The following is a 17,824-nucleotide window of genomic DNA, read 5'->3' as shown; positions in this document are numbered from 1 at the left end:
ACGGCCAGTGAGCAGGCCGGCAATGTCGGCGGGGCCTTGTGCGGTCGGGCCGTCAGGGCGCTGCTGGGTATCAGACACGGGGATCCACCCGTCCCTGGCTCAGGCGCTGAAGAACCCCGGCGACCTGAGGAGTGGCCTGTGCCTGTGCCGGGAGGGCAGCCGGTGCCGGCTGGGCGGCCAGCGCTGGAGGGGCCGGCGGGTACTGCTGGTGCAGGGCTCGCCGGGAGGCGGCCGCCTGGAGGTGCCCGAGGGCGGTGCGGGCGGCGCCTAGGAGCGCGGACTTGTTCAGCTTTCGCGGGGCGCTGCCGGTTCCGGCGAGGTAGGCGGCGGTGTCCGGCTCCCAGGGCAGCGCGGCCATCACCGGAAGACGCAGCGCCTCGGAGACCTCGTGGGCGCGGCGGGGGCCATCCTCGATGAGAAGGACGCCCAGGGCGTCGGCGCCGGTGCCGCGGTCGGTGAGCTCGTTGCGCAGCGGTTCGGTCATGTGCCGGGCCAGAGCCAGGGACTGGTCGGTGGCGCGTACGACGAGCAGCACCAGGTCCGCACCGTGGAGGAGGGGTGCGGGGGTGAGGGTGGAGTGGAGGCGGCCGGACTCCAGGGCCAGGCGGCCGGCGTCGATGACCACGTCGTAGCCGCCTTCGTCGGACAGGACCCGCATGACCTGGGCAAGGGCGGGCCAGCTCCGTTCGAGGGCGGGGGCCTGGGCCGGGTCGGTCAGGCCAGGAAGGACCTGGCGGTTTCCGGAGGCGTCGAGGCGGACGAGGTGGTCGGCGAAGGCCCGCGCGAGGGCGTCCTCGCCGGCGCGCTCGGCGACGGCGAGGTGGTAGAGGCCGGTCCCGGCCGTGATCTGGGCCTGGAAGAACCCTGCGCGCAGGGTGCCGCCGGCCGGGTCGCACTCGGCCAGCAGCGAGGGGCGCGTGGAGGACAGGGCCATGGCGAGGGCGCTGGTGGTCACACCGGACGACTTCGCGCTCACCAGCGCGGTGACCGTCACGATCCGCTCCGCACGTCGCGCACCAGCGCGATCCGGCCGGAGGAAGCGCGGGTGGCCAGCAGGGACCCGTCCGAGGACGCGACCGCGAGGTTGACGACAACGGCGCCGGACGCGTCCGGCCGGCTGACGGAGACCACGACCGCCTTGACCGAAGTGGGCGGGGCCTCGGCGCCGTCCTTGCCGGTGGGCTGCTCGCCCTGGCCGGGGACAGTGACGGCGAGGACCTTGTCGCCGGGCACGAGGGAGCCGGAGGGGGCCTGGCCGCGCTTGACCTGCACGCCGACCTGCTGCTTGTCGTCCCCCAGGCCGGTGCCGGGCTGGAGCTGGCCAGCGACGAGCAGGCTGCCCTTGCGCAGGTCGACAGCGGGACGCTTTCCCACGACGCTCGCGCGGTCGGTGGCAGGCATCGGCGTCAGGGCCTCGTCGGCCGAGACCTCCGCGACGATGACGTCCGCATCCGTCAGCGGCTGCCCGGCCGGGACATCGTTCGCGATGGCCAGGACTTTCGTACGGTCACCGACGGCGGACACGGCGGCGGCAGCGCCGAGGGCGGCCGCGACGGCCAGCACGGTGCTCAGGGCGGCCGCGGCGTACCGGCGCTGCCGCTTCACGGGGGCCGCGGTGGTGATGGGGAGATCGGTGCGCGGGCCGGCTGGACGCGGCACCGGCGGGGCGGCGGGGGATTCCATTCGGGTACTGCCTCTCGGGGAAGTGCAAGCCGTGCGCGTACTAGTTGAGGACCTGGACCTCGGCGACGTTGATGTCCACGGCGCTGGTTCGGATCTCGGTCAGCTGGCCGCCCTGGGCTCCGCCGGTGACCTGCCAGTCGATCGACCAGGTGGACGTCGCGGTGACCTTGTAGGTGCCGGAGCCAGTGGTCGAGGACGGCTTGTCGTAGCGGTGGCCGCAGTCCGGGGACGGCGACTTGCCGTACTCCGCCTTGTAGGGCGTACCGGCCGTCGTGCAGGTGACGGTCATCCCGTCGCCCATGTTCCACACGATCTTCGACACCCGGGCGGTGGCCGTCACCGACACCGGCCCGATGGACGCCGAAGCCACGTTCGGGCCGTATGTCTCGGGACCGGTCTCGGTCCACATGTAGACGGGCATGCCGACCACGCCCTTGCCGCCCGGCTTCGGCGTGATTCCGATCGCCGGCGGCCGCAGCCGCATCTTGTCCACCGCCTGCCGCGCCACGACCGCGGGGTCAATCACCGGACCGCCGCCGCCAGGCGGGGCGTCGGTGAAGATGTTCTTGATGTCGTGCATGCCGGTCTCGTTGTCGAGGCAGTCCTCGATGTACATGGAGACACCGGGCTTACGGCCGCCAGGCCCCCACAGCGCGCTGTCGTCCCCAGGCTGAGGGTCGGCCAGGGTGTAGGTGCAGGTGTACCGGCTGTTGCCTCCGCCGGTATCTCCCCCTCCACCGCCTCCACCGCCGCCTCCAGTTCCTCCACCGGGGCCGCCGGGAACGACCACGATCGGACAGACGTAGTCGGCATCGCACTTCGGCTTCTCGTCTGCTTCAGCTTTGGCGGGGAGAGCCAGGGACACGGCAACAGGGATAGCGAGCGCGACGTACCGAAGGGCTAGCACGGCTGGTCCGCGTGGAGCTCGTACTTGAGGACCATCCAGGAGCCGTCCCAGCGCTCCATGAAGCTCGTGACGACGTACTTGCTCACGGGACTGGAGGCGACAGGTGCAGGCTGACGGGTCTTCTTGTCAGTGATCTTCCACTTGGAGATGTCCAGGCAGGCCGAGACGGAGACGTTGGGCGTCTTCTTCTCCAGCTCCGCCCCGGTCACGGTGGAGTTGGAGACGACCGGCTCGCCGGTCATGACCCTGCCGTTCGTCTTCAGGTTGGCGACCGTCTCCATGGCCTTGTTCAGAGCTTCGGCAGCGGCATACCGCTTCAGGTCTGTGCCCTCAATCGCCGGCACCGCGAAGGCCTTCGGCAGTTCTGTCCAGTACCCCTTGTACGCGGTCAGGGCCTCAGCCTTCGCGGCCTCGGCCGGATCAAGCGTCGCCGACTTGCTCGGAGCGGCTGTGACCGTGGGGGACGCGGCCTTGTCCTTCTCGTTGTCCGAGCCGCTCGATGTGGTGCAGGCCGCGGTGAGGGCCACGCAGACGGTTAGAAGAAATGCAGGGACTGCCCGGCTGCTGTTCCAGCCAAGCCGATCGAGATGTGCCATGGGTACCGCTGCCTCCCCGTAGAAAGCCCTCGCGCCCGGTGCAGACCTTTGAGGCCTGATTTCGCGCGGCGTGAACCACAACCGTCACAAGCGACCGGACTGTTCCCATACGTTACGCAGAGGCGGCCAACATCGAAAGCCGTTAGTGCAGTTCACGGCCACGCGGACGGTGCAAACCGGGCGTTTCCACACGCTCGCGGGACCTTCTCGGAATTCAGTCCGATGTGTGAGACCCCAGGAACTGGAAGGTCAGAACCCACACCGTCTCGGTGACCAAGAATGTCGATTCATCTGCACTGCAGCTTTGGTGCGCCTCGTTGGCTCAATGCATATTCGGAATGGCTCAAATTCGGCGCAACCACCGAAGGAGCAGCAGCCTGCTGAGCGCGTCGTACACCGTGGAGACGGATAGCACGGGCGCCCGGGCTCGCCTCCCCTCGCGCCTCCTTGCCCAGGCGTATCGCCCGACGGGCCGCAGGTGGCTGGCGTTGCTTGTTGGCGCCGGGCTCAGCCGGCCGCCCGCGAAGCGGGGGGCTTTCACTCCGTGTCCCAGCGCGCAGAGCTGGGACCTCGCTCCCCCTGCCTCGCCCATTCTTCCTCCCGAGCGGGGGGTTCCTCGTTGGGCGGCACTCACGGTGGGCCCTGCGGCCGTTCGGGGGTGCGGCACGCTTTTCGCCGCGCCCCCGGGCGGTCGTAGGGCATGGTGCGGAGGGCCGTCCAACGAGGAACCCCCCGCGGACCCCAAACCACCCACCGACCTGGTGTTCGGTCCCCCTCCTCCGCAGGGTGGCCCGCCGGAGGCTCTTTTGACCGCCCTTGGGCGGTGCACGCCGAGACGGACGTCAGTCCGGCTTCGGCATCAAGTCCCGTCGACCGGCCGGAAATTCTGGGAGCTAGCGGTTTTTGTTCTCCATACACGGACCTGCGGCTGAGCTGGTTGAGGGGTCGTCAAGGTGGTGCCTCGACACGCCGGTTGTGCGTGGTGAACCCCGTGGCGGCTGAGGTTGTGGTAAACGCGCGCGCGTTTGAAGACAGAAGGAGAAGATGCCCCTGACCTGCGGAAACGTGCAGCTAACCGGCGAAAAAGTGCCGCTCCACGGGCGAAAAATTGCCGCTTAGGGATGGATGCCCTGCAGACGAGCTCGACACGCGCACGGAGGGCCGGGAGAGAAGAGACAGTCCCCCGGGAGGTGACCTGCGGATTCATCAGCTTGAGGGCTGTTCTCCGGAGCTAAGAGGCGAAAAAGCGCCGCTTAGCAAGACCTCTGCGCGCCGGAAGCCTGGCTGGGCCCGGGGAGGCGGATGGGCGAGGGTCGGGGGTCGACCGGTCTCGGCAGCTCGCGAAGAGGGCGTCGTTCGGAGCTAAGCGGCAAGAAACCGCCGCTTAGCGAAGGAGTGAGGAGGAAGGTGGGACACATCCCTGAGGCGCACGCGCGTAAGAGGGCGTTCTTCGGAGTCTGTCCTGTAGGTTTGCGGCTCGACAGGCTGTTGGTCGGAGCTAACCGGCAAAAAAGTGCCTCTTAGGGGGCGATGGGAGCGACATGCCACCGACACGCAGGCGCCGTCTGGCCCTGGTTGACCAGGACACCGGCGAGGTGGTGGAGCCGAAGGAGCGGATCCCGCACCAACTCGATGGAAGCGGCTACACCCTGCAGTCCAAGGGCGACGAGGTTCCCCTGTACTCCCTGGACCTGAAGGCCTCGGAGTGGGCGGCCCTCGACTGGCTCCGGGAGCACGATGCGGCGCACACTTTCGTCAAGGTCACTCCGGACGACCTCGCGGCGGACATCCACACCAACGCGACGACGGCGCGGAAGGCCCTGTCCAGGCTGGTGGCGATGAAGCTGGTACTCAAGCCGAGTCCGCGCGCGTCCGCCTACCAGCTGACTCCTAGGCGATACTGGGAAGGCGCGGGAAGCACGCAGGCCACGACCATCAAGCGCCTCGACCCGCCACGCATCACTCCGGATGAGAAGGCCATCACCCGAGCCCGAGCCGCCAAGGCGAAGGCCGACGCGGTGAAGACGGCTGAATCGCAAGCAGAGCCGATGACACCGAGGCCACGACGAGCTGCTGGAGAGGCGGCGAACCGATGACCATGCCGGCATTCGATCCCGAGCGGGACCTGGCGTCGCCCCCGCTCTACTCGCTCAACCTTTCCGCGGGCCAGCGCAGCGTTCTGGCCTGGATAGAAGAACACGGTGGCCTGTTCAGCGCGATCGAGGTCCCCGTGGAGACCGTTGCCAAGGACTGCGGCAGCTCCGACTCCACTGTGTACGACGCGCTCAGCAGGCTGCTGCTCCTTGGCCTGCTGCTGAGGGACGACGTCACGGGGTACTACCGGATCAACGCGCGGTACTTCTTCGCGATGAACCCCGACGTGCGCCGGCTCCTGGCCGCAGCGCTCGCGGACCCGCCGGTCACCCCAGATGCCCGAGCCCAGGCACCGCGCAAGGTGAGCAATGCCGACGCCCGCCGACGCCGCGTCATCAAGTCGGTACCGACGGCGCCGTAGAAGCCCCGACCCTGAGAGGGGCGGAAGGTTCACACCTTCCGCCCCTCTCGTGCGTCTCAGCCCTTGTCCAGCAACTCTTCCAGAGCGTCAGCGACCGCAACGCCAGCTGCGGCCGTGTATGGCATGCATCGGCCCCCTGCTGGCCGTGCTGCTGTTCTTCATCAACCTCGTCAGCCAGTGCCGATGAAGGGGCTACGGGAGCTCAGGATGCGCCGAGGGGTTCGACGTTGGCGAGGGCGGTGGGGATCTCCCTTCCGCCGGCTGTGGGGCGGATGTAGGCGCGCCGGGTCGTGCGGGGGGTGCCGGTGTGGGTGGGGAGGTCTTCTTGGACTACGGCCATCAGCCGGCCCTCGGTGCCGGAGGCGATGTCGCGAACGAGGCAGCCGATCAGCGGGTGTGCCTCGTGTCCGTCGCCCTTCACCGGTATGCCTCCGCCTTGCCCTGGTGCCCGTGTTCGCCGCTGAGGCGGTTGAGGCCGCGGTCGGCCCGAGCCAGCAGGGCGGGTGTGGAAGCCCCGTGGGCGGGTCTCTGGAGCCCCCTTTCGCCTTGCGCGGCGGCCGTGGGCCATGAGGTGTGGAGGCGGACGGTGCCCTGGGCGGTGAGGTAGGCCGGGCCGGTGAGTGTCATGGTCCCGTCGGCGGCGACGTCGACCAGGAGGCGGCCGCCGGGGGAATCGACGGTGTAGCGGACGGGACCGCCCGGATGGGGCGTGCGGTGGAGTGCTGCCGCGACCGCGGCGCAGGCGCCTGTTCCGCAGGAGGGGGTTTCGCCGACGCCGCGTTCGTGGACGCGGAGCACCAGGTGGCGGGAGCCGAGGTCGCGGACGAACTCGACGGTTGTGCCGTGCGGGTAGGCGCTGTGCGGTGTGACGGCGGGGGCGGTGGCGAGGGTGCCGGCGTGGTCGAGGTCGTCCACGAAGGCCACGGCGTGCGGGTTGCCGACGTCGACGTGGAGGGCGGGCCAGCGTCGTGTGCCGACGGTGACGGTGATCCGGTCTGGTCCGGGGAGGGCCGGGATGCCCATGGTGACGCTGACGTCGCCGTGGTGGGTGTCTTCTCCAGCGGGTACGTGGAGTTCGCGTACCCCGGCCCGGGTGGCGAGGGTGAGGGGGCCTCCGGGGTGGTGTCCGGTGGCGGTGAGGTAGCGGGCCAGGACGCGGGCGCCGTTGCCGCACATCGCGCCGAGCGAGCCGTCCGCGTTGCGGTAGTCCATGAACCATTCCGCCCGGTCGGCCATGGCGAAGGCTTCCGGGGCGGCGGTGCAGCGGACCAGGCGCAGTACGCCGTCGGCTCCTATCCCGCGGCGGCGGTCGCACAGCTGGATGGTGTCGGCGGGGGTGAGGTCGAGCGCGTCGCCGGGGTCCTCAAGGATGAGGAAGTCGTTGCCGGTGCCGTGGCCTTTGGCGAAGGGGATGCCGATCGGGATGTTCATGGGCGGGTGGTCTCTCCCAGCTCGATGCGCAGCCAGACGATGCTCGCGCCGGCGGCGGTGGTGGTCATGCCGTAGGAGGTGCCGGTTTCGAGGACCGCGACGAGTCGGTGCCAGTGTTCGGCCGGGACGCGGGAGGGGTCGGCCTTCAGGGTCAGGAGGCCGTCCTGCTCGGCGGTTTCGGGTGGGTGGCCGGTGAGTTCGGTGAGTGCGGCTATGGCCGCTGCGGCGGCGCCTAAGAGTTCGTCCATCGCTCGCCCCGACTCATCCGTCAGTTACCTAATGCACTTCTAGTCAACTAGTTTTGAGCTAGTGGACTAGATTGTCAAACGATTCGCATGTACGAGTGGAGAGCGTGCTGACCGATGGTCAGCACAGCGGCAGGTAAGGGAGACCATGTCCGACAAGACCCGAGCCCCCTATCTGCTGGTCGCCGAGATCTTCCGCAGGCTGATCGCCGAGGGCGAATGGCCCGTCGGCTCCCGCCTCCCCTCCCGGGACTTCCTCGGCGAGACGTACCGGGTCGGTGAGAACGTGATCCGGCGCGCCCAGGAACTCCTCATCACCGAGGGTCTGCTCGAAGGCCGCCCGGGGGCGGGCACCTATGTCCGCGCCCCCAAGGAGCGGCTGCGCATGCTGCGCTGCCCGGCGCCCGGTTACCCCAGCGCCCCGCTCGCCCCCGCCGGCATCTCCACCTGGGACGCCCAGAGCACCGCCAAAGTCCCTGCCCCCGACGCCATCGCGGCCCGGTTGGGGATCCAGCCGGGTGAGCACTGCGTGCGCACCGCGTACGAGTTCCTCGACGAGGACCACCGGCCCGCGATGAGCAGCGTCAGCTGGGAGCCGATGGCCATCACCGGCAAGAGCGCTGTGGTCCTGCCCGACGGCGGCCCCTTCGCCGGCCGCAGCGTTGTAGAGCGGATGGCGCACCTGGGCATCGTCGTGGTCCGCGCCGTGGAACGGGCCCGGCCCCTCCAGGCCGACCGCGACCAGGCCCAGCAGCTCGGCGTGGCCGCCGGCTCCCTCGTGACCCTGATCGAGCGGACCTACTTCGACAGCGACGACCGCCCGGTGGAGACCGCCGACCTGGTCATCCCCGCCGACCGGTGGAACATCGACTACGACATCGCCTTGAGCGGCACCCCCACCGGCTGAAACCGTGCCCGCGGGGTGCCTCGAACTGGGCGATGACCACGGCGAATCCCCCGATCGCTTGAGGCCGCACCGGCCCCTCGGGAATCATGAAACCCGCGGCCCGGACCGGGCCCGCCCAGGGGGAGGAACCAGATGTCCACAGCACAGCCGAGTCCGCTCGGCAGGGTCACCGCCGTACTGAATTCGCCGGCCCTCGGCGCGGTCCTGGCCATCGCCGGGTTCGCCGTCCCCGTCGTCGGCTGGGCCATGGACCGGGTCAACCTGAAGGTGCTGCTCGTCGTCCAGGCGGTGCTCATCCTCATCCTGGCCTTCGGCCACTACTGGACGCGCAGGACCTACATTCAGCTGCGCCGGGTGACTAACCTCAAGGCCATGGATGACGTCCAGTACTACGACCGGGTCCGCTCACAGCTCGAAGCCGAACTCATCAGCGACTACGGCGAGATCGCCGACGGCCATCTGCGCGTGTACGCCTCCGAGGTCCCGCGCCTGTCCACCCTCCTGGTGAACACGGTCACCGAGGCCCAGGCCCAGCCGCAGCGCATCCTGGCGGCCGACCTGACGACCAACCCGACGCTGCTCACCAGCCGTCGCGAGTACATCGCCGCGCAGCGCCGGTTCACCGAAGCCGGCGGGCGCATCGACCGCCTGTTCATCGTCTTCGCCGCCGACCTCGCCAAGCACGAGTTCGCCGCTTCCCTGCTCGCCCTGATCGGCCAGCACCGCGACCTCGGCGTCACCTGCGGACTCGCCGTCCGCGACCGGCTGCGCGCCGACCAGGCCGTCGACGTCGTCATCTTCGCCCAGGCCGCCGCCCTGGTCGAGGAGGAGCAGGGTGACGCCGACTACCAGCGCGGCCGCTCCAGCGTGTACTTCAAGGGCGTCGGCCGGTGGGCCGGCCGCTTCGAGAGCGTGTGGGGCCACGGTGCCGACTCCGCGCCCCGCGTCCTGCAGGCGTACGAGGCTGCCGCCCGGCCGATGCTCGACGCCGGAACCTGGGACGAGAACCGCATCGGCACAACGGTCGCCGGCTTGTAGAAGTCCTTCCACCGCGAAAGAGGCGGCCCACCTGACCGGTGGGCCGCCTCTTTCGCGTTCCGCGGTGTGAATTCCGCCCCCAACTGAGTCACAACTAGTGCACTAGATGTACTTTGGGTGATCATCGGGTGGGAGATGCCCGCCCCCTGCTCACCACGGGACCGCCGCATGCTGCTCGCCTTATCCCTGCTCACAGCCGGAATCCTGCTGCGCCAGGCCGACCGGGCCCACTTCAGCCCGGGGCGTCCGCGTACCGCGAACGCGGCGCAGCTCATAGCCGTCCAGCGCGCCCGGGCCAACAACTGGACCCCGGCCGCTCTTGTGGCCGGGCAGTGGGTGCAGATCGCCGGGTACTGGCTGCTCGCCGCGCACGGCCTGCTGGGCGCCGTGGTCGCGGCGGCCGGTGTCGCCGTCCAGTTCCGCCACCTTCAGGAGATCAGCCACCACGCCGTGCACGGGGTGCTGGCCCGGACCCGCCGCGCCAACCACGTCCTGGCCGAGCTCGGCGCGCACCTGCCCCTCGGCCTGGCCCCCGTCGCGTTACGCCGCCGCCGCCATGTCCGCGACCACCACCCAAATGCCACCCTGGCGACCGACCCCAACCTCGCCGAGCTCGCCCAGGCCGGCCTGCGCCCGGGGGTCGCACGCCTCCGCTTCACCGCCGCGCTGTTGTTCCCGCTCACCGCCCGGGGCGTCCGGGCCACGGCCGCCACCCTCGCCGCCAACCTGCGCCCACGGCCCGGCCGGTACGCCGCAGCCCCCGCGATGGTTGCCGTTCTCGCCGCCGCGTACCTGACCGGCGGATGGGCGGCCCTCCTCACCGGGGTGCTCATCCCGCGCCTGCTGCTCTACCCCCTGCTGGCCTGGTGGAGCCTGTTGGTGGAACACACCTGGTTCAACCCCGAGCACCGCACCGGCACCGCCGCCGAGATCGAGGCCGGCCGCTGCCTGCGCCTCTACCCGCACAACCGTGTGTTGGCCGCGCTCGCCGTCGCCACCTGGCTCCCCTACGGCGACCTCCACCACTACGCCCACTCCGCACACCCCGGGGTGCGATGGAACTACCTCCCCGCCCTCGAACGGCACCTGCCCGACCCGCATTTCACACCGGGGGCCCTGTTCCTCGGCCCGGGCTCCGTCGCCCGCCGCCACTACCGCGCCCTGACTGTTCGGGCCTACGACAACCGCCGCCAGCCCGCGCCCCGCGCATAGCCCGCACCGCACAACGGCCCCGCCCCCCGGCACACCCCGGGAGGCGGGGTCGCGGCAGTTCACGGCACCTGTCCCACACCCTCAACCCGCGTGGCACGCTGACCTGATGATCGAGACTCCGCGCCTGCTGCTTCGACGTTTCCGTCCCGACGACGCCCCAGCCCTCGGCGCCTACCGGTCCGACCCGGACATAGCCCGCTACCAAGTCTGGCCCTCGCCTCTCACCCCGGCGGAGGCCGCCGAGACCGTCCGCAGACACGCCGAGGCCCAGCCCGAGAACCCAGGCTGGTTCCAGTACGCGACCGAGCTGAAGGCCGACGGCAGACTGATCGGCGATCTCGGCGTCAACCTCCACGAGAACCGGCTGCAGGCCGACATCGGCTTCACCCTCGCTGCGGCCCACCACGGCCACGGCTACGCCACCGAGGCCGTCCAGGCCGTCGTGGGTCATCTCGTCGCCCAGGGCCTGCACCGTTTCGGGGCCTACTGCGACGCCCGCAACACCGCCTCCATCCGCGTCCTGGAGCGCACGGGATTCCGCCTCGAAGGACATGGCATCGAAGCCGTGCTGGTCCGCGGCGAATGGACCGACAGCTACACCTTCGGACTCCTCGCCCGTCACTGGAAGGCCCCCTCCGCCATCTCCGGCGCCGCTCACGGGTACAGGCCCCGTTGACGCGTCGGCCCTGAACTCTGGCGCCCCTGCCCGCGGGCAGGCGCCGGCTCTTCGGATTCGGCTGACCGCTCCGGGTGTGAGAGTGGATCATCAATGGCATGACCCTGCACGCGCGAGACACCGTCACCGGGCACCTCGTGACCCTGACTCCGGACCCGGCCAGCGCGGACCATCTCGCACCCGGTCCCCTGTCGTCCGGACGGTACCGCTGCATGAGCTGCGGGCACCCTGTCGGTCTCTCCCGTCGCAGCGGGAGCCACTCCGCATACGCTCCCCGCTTCTCCCACAGCCAGAGTTCCGGGTCCGGGGCCGACGGGTGCCCGGCCCGGGCAGGTCTGCAGAAAGAGATCGAGACCGGCCTCCAGGTCGTCATCGACCTCCGCGACCACCTGGCGAAGGCGTGGCCTGGTGTGCAGACCCTGATCGAATGCCCTGAGCCCCAGACACCCGGCGAGGCTTCGCCCCCGGCCGTCATCGTCGCCACGGCCGGCGGCCAGGTCCTCGTGATCGAGTGCCCCCACGGCCCGCTGGACGATCCCGCCGTGCAGCGCCGCATGCAAGCTGTCCGGGCCCGCTACGGCTCTGGCGCCACGCACGTCTGGTTCTTCACCGAAGACGAGCACCACTTCCGGCAGGGGGGCCTCAGGGACAAGGCCGTACGCCCCGCAGGCGCCACCGCGTCGGTGCGGCACATGCGAGTGCGGCCCACGCAGCAGCAACTCCAGATCATCGAGGCCGGAGGCGCCGTCTACTGGGTCAACGGCGCGACGGTCTACGTCCCCTACGGCGGCCACGAGTTCATCCACGAACCCAAGCCTGACGGGGAGGACTGGGGCGGCGACGTCGCCCGGCGCCGCAACGACTGGAGAATCAGCCGCCCTCGCCCGCTGCCGGGGGCCCACTGGTGGGGGCTCGTACCGATCGGCCTATCCACGCTCCGCAGAGGCCGTGCCGGATTCCACCCGGGCGAGGCACACGAGGTCATGGAACGGCTGGAGCGGTCCCAAGGCGCCCGCTGGGCAGCGGCCCGAAGGCTCGCACGCGAACGCTATGAAGCCCTGCACCGCCCGCCACCGGCGCCAGTGGCCGACGCGATCGAGCAGCCCCCACCAGCAGAGGCGCCCTCGGCGAGCCCGCTCCCCTCTGCCCCGCCTGCCGAAACTTCTCCTCCGTCAGCAGACGCGGCGGAGGAGAAGGAAGAGGAGGGTCAGCAGCCCTTGCCCGTGCCGCCCAGGCCCGCGTACGCACCGTATGTACCACCTGCCACCCCTCTCCTACCGCCGCCTCGGGGCCCTCTCTCCCGGCTCATGAAATGGGTGCAGCGCAGAGGCTGAGCGTGCCCAGCGGGGCTGGCGTGCCGCTCACCGGTTGTCAGAATGGATCGGCGTCCCATTCGGTTTCACGGTCAGTGTGTCGGCGAGTTCGGTGGCATTGGGCCGGTTAGGGACTGTCCGACCCTGACGTACGGCGCGGGTCCGGGCGATCACCACGGCGGGGTGGGGGTCGGTCGACGGCATCTGGGCGACCGCCCCCTGCCGCACCTGTGCGTAGCCCGGCGGCGGAAGCTGCGGATGTTCGCGCGGGTCGCCGGTGTCCACGACGCGTAGCCAGCCCTCGGCGGCGCCCTTCCAGGCCTTCGACGACTCCCTCAACACGGAGGCGGCCGCCGTGAGGCCAGCGCGGACCGGGCCCTCCTCCGTGCTCTGCGCGACGTGCAGCATCGTCCGGCCCGCCAGCAGCCTGCCCATCGCGTTCCAGCGGGAGATCTGATGCAGTCCGAGCCGCTCAGGCGCTGCTCCGCCCGATTGTGCGACGCCACCGGGACGCCACACCGCACCTGGGTGAGCAGGATCGTCCTGATCTCCGGCGGCTTTCGGGGACAGGGCGGCTCTGTCACCCGCCCGGCCCTCGCCCCGCTGGACGGTACCGTCCTGGAGATCCGCGACATCCCTCGCGCCGCGGTCGCGGGCATGCTCGCAGCTGGCGAGCTGACGCTGGGCGACGGCACCGGTCCCGACACGGCAGCCCTGCTGTCCGAGCGGGTCCGCCTCCTGGCCCGCCTCACGGAGATCGACGCCACCCTGGCCGCACGCGGACACGACCCGCATGACCGCGGCACCGACCCGTAGGGGTCGGCGCCGCCGTCGACTACTGTGGCCCGTCGAGCAGGACGCGGTGGGGCTACCTGCCGGCGAGCAGACTCGGCAGCCCGGAACAGAGCCGGACGTCGCGTCTTTGCACCGCCCCGCCCCGTCACCCACTCGGCACGGCGGGGGCCGCGGGTACGGCCGGCCTCAGCTGGGCTCCAGGATGTCGTTGGTCTCTTCCACCACGAGCTGCAGATGCCTGCGAAGGATCTTGATTTGCTTCGCCTTGGAGTGCCGGGCGTGAGGGATGACCGTGCCGGTCAGGATCCGGTAGCTCCGCCGAGACTCCCCGGAGATCCGCATCAGCTCGTACGCCTCAACCACATCGGAGAGGAAGGCCGTCCGGTAGAGGTGGCCGTGCGGATCGTAGGAGTACACCGAGTGGCCACCCTTCAGCTCCGGAAGGGTCTCCCGTAGGTAGCTCAGCCCCCGCCTGACCTGGTAAATCGTCAGACTGGTCATATCTGTCAATTCGCCCAGGGTCAAGCCTCGTGCCCCTGCCCGTTGCAACGCGTCGAAGACGCTCCGGGCGGTCTCCTCGGGCTTCAGGTGCGCGGTCATGCTTCTCTCCTTGCGCCCTGGCTGGGAGGGGTGGGGGCGTTAGCGCGCCTGACTCCTTTTCGCTCCAGCCGTGAATATCTGACGGGTGGCGGCCCGGCTCCCCCGTGCGCGCGGGGAGGAGCAGGGGATGTGTGGTGCGCCGGTCATATCTCTCCCGCGATCAATCGTCGTAGCTGGGCGTCCATGTCCGTACTTCCGGTCTGCAGGACGTGCTCGGTCCACTCGACCGCGGCCGAGACGCGCTCCAACCCGTCCCGGATGGCGTCCTTGGAGTCGGCGGAGAGCTCGGCCAGGTGCAGTCCCGGGAGAGTCCTGCCGATGCCGTGCGCGAAGGACTGGCACAGCCCCAGCACCGTGAGAACCTCCGCCTGCTCGTCCAGTCGCTGGACCTCCGGCCGTTCCCTGGTCGCCGCGTGCGCCGTGCGTATCTCCTCGGTCTGCGCCCGGTTGAACGACTCGCGTACGTGGGGCTTTGCAGCGACCCGCCTGACGACCGCTTCGCTGCGCATGACCCGCTCGACCGCCTCGGCGGCGACTTGCTCGTCGTCAAGGAGTTCTTCGACTTGGCGCAGCTTCTCCTCGGTGGTCTCCGGGGCGCCCGAGGTCTTCCACCCCAGCACCCGCAAGGCGGCGTTGCACGTCCACCGCTTCTCACCGCTGCCCCGCAGGGGCGGGGGGTTGTTGATCATGATGAATCGGTCCGGATGGCGCGCGAGGTAGCTGTGCACGGTCCAGCAGACGTTCCGATTCCGCTTCGCCTTCGGCCACGCCCCCGCCACCACGCGGTACTCCTCGAAGCGCTTCGAATCCTGTCCGATGTCCTCGGCGAACGCGGCGAGCAGCTTGTAGTCCTTCATCCGCAGCCGCGTCCCCTTGGGAGGCAGGGGTGCCACGATCAGACCCAGATCACCCAATTTGAACTGCGACGAGGTCTCGGAGCCCGTCACTCGACGGCCTTCCTCGACCAGGTCGCCCCACTCGTACGGGCTCTCGGTCGCCATCTCCGCTGCCGGGCTCGGCGCCATCGAGACCTCCTCAGGCAACCCCCTAGGTGTGACCATTTTAGTCCTGCAAGTGCAGATAAGCCCGACCTAAGACGCTTTGCGTAGAACCGGAGGGAATCGCCGCTTCGTCGCGGACCAGGTTGAGCTGAACTGCGCAAGAGGGCTGCCGCCGAGAGGTTCCGGAGCTTCGGTAGACACCGCTCGCCGACGCCCTTACCACCACCGCGCCGATCAGGAGGCTCGCGGCTTCCCCTGGGTGGCGGTCTTCCTGGCAGTCGTCTTCCTCGCGGGGGCGGCCTCCTCCTTCTTCGTCGTCGTGGGGAGGTCGTGGATGGTGGCGTCCTCACCGCTGGCGTTGCGGGCTGCTTTGGCGTCGGTGACCGACTTCTCCAGCATGGCCATGAGGTCGACGACCTCGGCGGAGGCGGGCTCGGCCGGTGCGGCGGCCGCCGGGCGCTCGCCGGCGGCCTTGACGGCGATGACCTGCTCCAGGGCGTCGCGGTACTCGTCGCGGAGCTCGCTCATGTCGAGGCCGGACAGGGTCTGGGCGAGGTCGAGGGCAGCGTCGACCTCCTCCTCGGAGACCGCCACGTCGGGTACCGGCACCTGGGCGGTGGAGCGGATCTCGTCCGGCCACCGAAGCCCGTGCAAAACGATCACTTTGTCGAGGACGCGTAGCAGGCCCAGGCGCTCGCGGTCGCGCAGGGCGAACTTCGCAACAGCGACCCTGCTGCTGCGCTGCAGGGCCTGCCGCAGGAGCTCGTACGGCTTCGCGGCGACGCCCTCGGCGGCGAAGTAGGAGGCGCCGATCTGGATCGGGTCAATACTCCCCGCCGGCACGAAGGTCACGATCTCGATCGCCTTGGCGGTGGGGAGGGGCATCGCATCGAGGTCGGCGTCGGTGATCGGGATGATGGTGCCGGTCGCGGTCTCGTAACCGCGCCCGATCTCGTCCTGCCGCAGCTCCTGGCCGTCGAGCTCGCAGATCTTCTTGTTCCGGATCCGACCGCCGTCGGCGACGTGGATCTGCCGGAAGGACACGGCGTGCGACTCTGTCGCGGGGTAGACCTTGATCGGAATGGTGGTGTTGACTGAATTGGTTGAGGAATAGCCGCAGGTCAGAGCGCCTTTCTGCTAGCTTCCGTTCATGCTTGAGACGGGTGATCCCTCTCGGGATCTGATCAACTTCGTGCTGCCCCCGACCGGTGCCCTGGTCGAGGTGGCCGACCCAGCCCAGCCGTACGTCCTGCTGGACGCCGCCGGGGAGGTGGTGGAGCCGGTTTCGGCGTTCTTCGCCGAGCTGCAAGCGTGTTCGCGGCCGCCCTCGACGATCCGCTCCTACGGGATGGATCTGCTCTCGATGATCCGGTCGTAGACCTCCAGCCGGCGCGCGGACTCCACGTCGACGTCGATGTCCGGCAGCGAGCGCCGCCGCACCGACAGGAACCGCTCGAAGAGCAGGTCGTGGTCGAGGGGGTTCGCGGTCGCCACGAACAGGCTGTGGTTGACCATCGAACCGGCGCCCGACCCGCGGGCCGCGACCCGGATGCCCATCGCGCGGACGTCTGCGACGACCTGGGCGACAGCGAGGAAGTACGGCTCGTACTCCAGCTTCCCGATCACCCCGAGCTCGTACTCCAGCCGCTCCACCGCGCGCCGGTCCCCGTCCAGGCCGCGGGCGAACATGCCCGCCTCGCACCGCTGCCGCAGCAGGCGCATCGCGCCGCCGGGCCCCGGCTCGGCGCCGACGACCTCGGGCTCGGGGAAGTGCGGCCGCCCGAGCCCCAGGTCGGCGACCGGGTCCACGGCGCACTCCTCGCCGGTCCGGACGGTCTCGGCGAGGAGCTGGGCCGCGCGGGCCGGCCCGGCGCCGGACGCCTGCGCGATCCGCTCGGCGGCCGCCTCCATGACGGCGGAGTCCTTGAGCCAGCGCGCGCCGCAGTCGAGCCGGCGCCGGTCGATCGGCCGCAGCAGCCGCCCGGCGTCCAGGACGTCGGCGATCCGGTGCTGGGCGGGGTCGGCGTAGCGCACCGCGTTCGTCAGTACCGCGGGGATGCTGAGCTGGTCGGCGAGCCCGAGGGTCCGGGCGGCCAGCCGCAACGATCCCGGCCCGGTGCCGGGCAGCCCCCACCACACCGTCTCCAGCCGCAGGTTCACGCCCACGATCTCGCGCCACGGGCCCAGCAGCTTCTCGGCGAGGTCCGGGCGCCCGGCCGCCAGCGCCCGTACCGGCTCCGACACCGGGCCCAGCAGCACGGTGAGGTCCTGGTCCGCGTACCGGCCGAGGGTCTCCCAGGACACCACCGGCGGCCCGCCCGTCGGCGCCGCGTCGGCGTGCGCGGCCGACACCAGCCGGCACATCCGCCCCCACCCCGCACCGTCCCGCGCGAGCAGCGTGACCCGCAACCCCGGCTCCACCACATGCGCGCCACCACGCACTGGAGTCCGGGGACGGACCGCGGCACCCGGGCGGACCGGGGTGTGGGGGGCGACGGCGATGTCGACGCCGAAGGCGGGCCGAACGCCGGCGGCGGTGGCCGCCTTCGCGAACCGGACGGCGCCGGTCACGGTGTCCCGGTCGGTCAGCGCCAGCGTCCCGATCCCGCGCTCGGCGGCCCGAGCCACGAGGTCGCGTGGGTGAGAGGCGCCGTAGCGGGCCGAGTAGCCGCTCGCCACGTGGAGGTGACAGCCGTTACGCATGCCCACCTCCCGCGAATGAACAGTTTCAGCCGATATGGCTGGAACCTCTCCCTCCAAGATATCGAACTAAGTTCGAACGGCGCGAATCGGTTACTGGGAAGCAGGAAGGCGACGCCTGCGGTGACTGAGCGCGACAGTTGGCGACTGAGCTCGACAGTTGGCGGAGTGCCGGGGCTCCTCATGGGCAGGTGGGACGGTGGGG

At 70.3% G+C, this 17,824-nt stretch carries 20 protein-coding genes and 1 pseudogene; 10 read left to right on the top strand and 11 right to left on the bottom strand.

Translation table 11 applies throughout. From position 1 onward, the window contains the following. Positions 1–70: 70 nt before the first annotated feature. From ACFWUQ_RS09075 to ACFWUQ_RS09060, 4 genes are all read right to left on the bottom strand, one after another. On the bottom strand, positions 71–994 hold the full coding sequence (locus ACFWUQ_RS09075) for a hypothetical protein (protein ID WP_384534967.1): 924 nt from the start codon (positions 992–994) through the stop codon (positions 71–73). Further along, positions 991–1,605: an SAF domain-containing protein gene (locus tag ACFWUQ_RS09070; RefSeq protein ID WP_384534964.1), complete on the bottom strand. Its 615-nt coding sequence runs from the start codon at positions 1,603–1,605 to the stop codon at positions 991–993. Before ACFWUQ_RS09070 ends, ACFWUQ_RS09075 begins: the two co-directional genes overlap by 4 nt. Positions 1,606–1,723: 118 nt before the next feature. After that, positions 1,724–2,299 carry an ATP/GTP-binding protein gene (locus ACFWUQ_RS09065; RefSeq protein WP_384534962.1) on the bottom strand — a complete coding sequence of 192 codons (576 nt, stop codon included), beginning with the start codon at positions 2,297–2,299 and terminating at the stop codon, positions 1,724–1,726. Between the two features lie 284 nt (positions 2,300–2,583). Beyond that, positions 2,584–3,117, bottom strand: coding sequence for a hypothetical protein (locus ACFWUQ_RS09060; RefSeq protein ID WP_384534959.1), 534 nt, complete (start codon positions 3,115–3,117; stop codon positions 2,584–2,586). A gap of 1,610 nt (positions 3,118–4,727) precedes the next feature. On the opposite strand from ACFWUQ_RS09060, the gene ACFWUQ_RS09055 reads away from it, so the two are divergent. Next, complete coding sequence (locus ACFWUQ_RS09055) at positions 4,728–5,282, top strand: MarR family transcriptional regulator (protein WP_384534957.1); 555 nt, start codon at positions 4,728–4,730, stop codon at positions 5,280–5,282. After that, positions 5,279–5,701: a MarR family transcriptional regulator gene (locus tag ACFWUQ_RS09050; protein ID WP_384534954.1), complete on the top strand. Its 423-nt coding sequence runs from the start codon at positions 5,279–5,281 to the stop codon at positions 5,699–5,701. Before ACFWUQ_RS09055 ends, ACFWUQ_RS09050 begins: the two co-directional genes overlap by 4 nt. A 202-nt stretch (positions 5,702–5,903) precedes the next feature. On the opposite strand, the gene ACFWUQ_RS09045 is transcribed toward ACFWUQ_RS09050, so the two are convergent. The 3 genes from ACFWUQ_RS09045 to ACFWUQ_RS09035 are packed head-to-tail and all read right to left on the bottom strand — an operon-like array spanning position 5,904 to position 7,380. After that, positions 5,904–6,122, bottom strand: a complete 219-nt coding sequence (locus tag ACFWUQ_RS09045) for a hypothetical protein (protein WP_384534951.1) — start codon at positions 6,120–6,122, stop codon at positions 5,904–5,906. Further along, positions 6,119–7,132, bottom strand: a complete 1,014-nt coding sequence (gene dapF / locus ACFWUQ_RS09040; protein WP_384534949.1) for a diaminopimelate epimerase — start codon at positions 7,130–7,132, stop codon at positions 6,119–6,121. Before dapF ends, ACFWUQ_RS09045 begins: the two co-directional genes overlap by 4 nt. Then, the gene (locus tag ACFWUQ_RS09035) at positions 7,129–7,380 is read right to left on the bottom strand and encodes a hypothetical protein (RefSeq protein WP_384534946.1); all 252 of its coding nucleotides are present in this window, start codon (positions 7,378–7,380) and stop codon (positions 7,129–7,131) included. Before ACFWUQ_RS09035 ends, dapF begins: the two co-directional genes overlap by 4 nt. 145 nt (positions 7,381–7,525) lie before the next feature. Between ACFWUQ_RS09035 and ACFWUQ_RS09030 the strand changes: the two genes are divergently transcribed. The 7 genes from ACFWUQ_RS09030 to ACFWUQ_RS09000 all read left to right on the top strand — a co-directional run bounded on the left by ACFWUQ_RS09030 (position 7,526) and on the right by ACFWUQ_RS09000 (position 13,339). Then, positions 7,526–8,284 (top strand): GntR family transcriptional regulator, encoded by a 759-nt coding sequence (locus tag ACFWUQ_RS09030; protein ID WP_384534943.1) that lies wholly within the window; start codon positions 7,526–7,528, stop codon positions 8,282–8,284. A 132-nt stretch (positions 8,285–8,416) separates the two neighbouring features. Then, positions 8,417–9,322: a hypothetical protein gene (locus tag ACFWUQ_RS09025; protein ID WP_384534941.1), complete on the top strand. Its 906-nt coding sequence runs from the start codon at positions 8,417–8,419 to the stop codon at positions 9,320–9,322. A gap of 168 nt (positions 9,323–9,490) precedes the next feature. After that, positions 9,491–10,534, top strand: a complete 1,044-nt coding sequence (locus tag ACFWUQ_RS09020; RefSeq protein ID WP_384534940.1) for a fatty acid desaturase — start codon at positions 9,491–9,493, stop codon at positions 10,532–10,534. A 106-nt stretch (positions 10,535–10,640) separates the two neighbouring features. Next, positions 10,641–11,210, top strand: coding sequence for a GNAT family N-acetyltransferase (locus tag ACFWUQ_RS09015; protein ID WP_384534938.1), 570 nt, complete (start codon positions 10,641–10,643; stop codon positions 11,208–11,210). Positions 11,211–11,308: 98 nt separating this feature from the next. Beyond that, a complete protein-coding gene (locus ACFWUQ_RS09010; protein WP_384534936.1) occupies positions 11,309–12,544 on the top strand; it encodes a hypothetical protein in 1,236 nt (411 codons plus the stop codon). Positions 12,545–12,800: 256 nt separating this feature from the next. Next, positions 12,801–12,980, top strand: a complete 180-nt coding sequence (locus ACFWUQ_RS09005; RefSeq protein WP_384534933.1) for a hypothetical protein — start codon at positions 12,801–12,803, stop codon at positions 12,978–12,980. Positions 12,981–13,051: 71 nt separating this feature from the next. Further along, complete coding sequence (locus ACFWUQ_RS09000) at positions 13,052–13,339, top strand: hypothetical protein (RefSeq protein ID WP_384534930.1); 288 nt, start codon at positions 13,052–13,054, stop codon at positions 13,337–13,339. A gap of 165 nt (positions 13,340–13,504) precedes the next feature. Here ACFWUQ_RS09000 and ACFWUQ_RS08995 read toward each other — a convergent pair whose 3' ends face one another. From ACFWUQ_RS08995 to ACFWUQ_RS08985, 3 genes are all read right to left on the bottom strand, one after another. After that, positions 13,505–13,918, bottom strand: a complete 414-nt coding sequence (locus ACFWUQ_RS08995) for a hypothetical protein (protein ID WP_384534928.1) — start codon at positions 13,916–13,918, stop codon at positions 13,505–13,507. A 143-nt stretch (positions 13,919–14,061) separates the two neighbouring features. Beyond that, positions 14,062–14,943: a DUF6192 family protein gene (locus tag ACFWUQ_RS08990; protein WP_384534926.1), complete on the bottom strand. Its 882-nt coding sequence runs from the start codon at positions 14,941–14,943 to the stop codon at positions 14,062–14,064. 210 nt (positions 14,944–15,153) lie between these two features. Beyond that, on the bottom strand, positions 15,154–15,996 hold the full coding sequence (locus tag ACFWUQ_RS08985) for a Ku protein (protein WP_384535041.1): 843 nt from the start codon (positions 15,994–15,996) through the stop codon (positions 15,154–15,156). A gap of 73 nt (positions 15,997–16,069) precedes the next feature. Here ACFWUQ_RS08985 and ACFWUQ_RS08980 point away from each other — a divergent pair, with 73 nt between their 5' ends. Then, a complete protein-coding gene (locus tag ACFWUQ_RS08980; RefSeq protein ID WP_384534924.1) occupies positions 16,070–16,297 on the top strand; it encodes a hypothetical protein in 228 nt (75 codons plus the stop codon). Here the strand turns inward: ACFWUQ_RS08980 and ACFWUQ_RS08975 are convergent. After that, a pseudogene (locus ACFWUQ_RS08975) lies at positions 16,279–17,622 on the bottom strand (PHP domain-containing protein); the annotation flags it as partial. The gene ACFWUQ_RS08980 and the pseudogene ACFWUQ_RS08975 sit on opposite strands and share 19 nt — an antisense overlap. Positions 17,623–17,824 lie beyond the last annotated feature (202 nt).

The sequence above is a fragment of the Streptomyces sp. NPDC058662 genome, from assembly GCF_042716255.1.
Taxonomy (GTDB): Bacteria; Actinomycetota; Actinomycetes; order Streptomycetales; family Streptomycetaceae; genus Streptomyces.
The sequence above is the reverse complement of the archived record's forward strand: the minus strand, read 5'-3'. Positions and strand labels throughout refer to the sequence as shown.

Excerpts from the sequence above, each read along its gene's own strand:
- ACFWUQ_RS09050 (WP_384534954.1), top strand. The coding sequence starts at position 5,279 with ATGACCATGCCGGCATTCGATCCCGAGCGGGACCTGGCGTCGCCCCCG.
- ACFWUQ_RS09030 (WP_384534943.1), top strand. The coding sequence starts at position 7,526 with ATGTCCGACAAGACCCGAGCCCCCTATCTGCTGGTCGCCGAGATCTTC.
- ACFWUQ_RS09065 (WP_384534962.1), bottom strand. The coding sequence starts at position 2,299 with ATGTACATCGAGGACTGCCTCGACAACGAGACCGGCATGCACGACATC.
- ACFWUQ_RS09035 (WP_384534946.1), bottom strand. The coding sequence starts at position 7,380 with ATGGACGAACTCTTAGGCGCCGCCGCAGCGGCCATAGCCGCACTCACC.
- ACFWUQ_RS08990 (WP_384534926.1), bottom strand. The coding sequence starts at position 14,943 with ATGGCGCCGAGCCCGGCAGCGGAGATGGCGACCGAGAGCCCGTACGAG.
- ACFWUQ_RS09025 (WP_384534941.1), top strand. The coding sequence starts at position 8,417 with ATGTCCACAGCACAGCCGAGTCCGCTCGGCAGGGTCACCGCCGTACTG.
- ACFWUQ_RS08995 (WP_384534928.1), bottom strand. The coding sequence starts at position 13,918 with ATGACCGCGCACCTGAAGCCCGAGGAGACCGCCCGGAGCGTCTTCGAC.
- dapF (WP_384534949.1), bottom strand. The coding sequence starts at position 7,132 with ATGAACATCCCGATCGGCATCCCCTTCGCCAAAGGCCACGGCACCGGC.
- ACFWUQ_RS08980 (WP_384534924.1), top strand. The coding sequence starts at position 16,070 with ATGCTTGAGACGGGTGATCCCTCTCGGGATCTGATCAACTTCGTGCTG.
- ACFWUQ_RS09055 (WP_384534957.1), top strand. The coding sequence starts at position 4,728 with ATGCCACCGACACGCAGGCGCCGTCTGGCCCTGGTTGACCAGGACACC.
- ACFWUQ_RS09010 (WP_384534936.1), top strand. The coding sequence starts at position 11,309 with ATGACCCTGCACGCGCGAGACACCGTCACCGGGCACCTCGTGACCCTG.
- ACFWUQ_RS09015 (WP_384534938.1), top strand. The coding sequence starts at position 10,641 with ATGATCGAGACTCCGCGCCTGCTGCTTCGACGTTTCCGTCCCGACGAC.
- ACFWUQ_RS09020 (WP_384534940.1), top strand. The coding sequence starts at position 9,491 with ATGCTGCTCGCCTTATCCCTGCTCACAGCCGGAATCCTGCTGCGCCAG.